At 67.7% G+C, this 665-nt stretch carries 2 protein-coding genes; both read left to right on the top strand.

What is annotated here, in order from left to right; translation table 11 throughout:
• Window positions 1-294, top strand: a 294-nt coding sequence (locus tag JCM12296_RS43050) for a hypothetical protein (RefSeq protein WP_218188476.1), incomplete at its 5' end; no start/stop codon positions are given.
• Window positions 284-665, top strand: a 382-nt coding sequence (locus tag JCM12296_RS35425; protein WP_157068233.1) for an amidohydrolase family protein, incomplete at its 3' end; no start/stop codon positions are given. The genes JCM12296_RS43050 and JCM12296_RS35425, both read left to right, overlap by 11 nt.

Here is a 665-nt window from a genome sequence, read left to right as displayed (position 1 = left end):
GGCCGGCGCGCGGCTGGAGGCCGCCGACCTGGCCCCTTTTTCGAACACCCGCGGGTGGTGGCCCTGGCCGAGATGATGAACTACCCCGGTGTAATCTTCACCGATCCGGCGGTGATGGCCAACTGGACCTGGCGCGCCGGCAGCATCGCGCCATGGACCGGCCACGCACCGGGCCTTTTCCGGCCCGCAGCTATGCGCCTACGCCGCCGCCGGCATCACCTCGGACCACGAGTGCACCCGTGCCGAGGAGGCCCTGGAAAAACTCGAACTGGGGATTCGCATCATGGTGCGTGAAGGCACCTGTGCACGCAATCTGGACGCCCTCTTCCCGGTCATCGATGCCCACACCTGGCCGAACATGATGTGGTGTACCGACGACCGCCACCCCCACGACATTCTCACTGAGGGCCATGTGGATGCCGTGATCCGCAGGGCCGTGACCAAGGGCCTGGATCCGGTGACGGCCATCCGCATGGCAACGATCAATCCGGCCGCCCACTTCGGCATCTTTGATGCCGGGGCCATCGCGCCGGGCCGCAAGGCCAACCTGGTGGTCTTCTCCAACCTGACCGACATCCGGGCCGAACGGGTTTTCTTCATGGGCCGACGGGTGGCCGAAGGCGGCCGGCTCTTGCCCACGGTCACCCGCCCGACGCCGGTGCGGG

It is taken from the genome of Desulfosarcina cetonica JCM 12296, from assembly GCF_001311845.1.
In the GTDB taxonomy this organism is placed as follows: domain Bacteria; phylum Desulfobacterota; class Desulfobacteria; order Desulfobacterales; family Desulfosarcinaceae; genus Desulfosarcina; species Desulfosarcina cetonica.
Note: the sequence above shows the minus strand (reverse complement) of the source record. Positions and strands in the feature narration are given on the sequence as shown.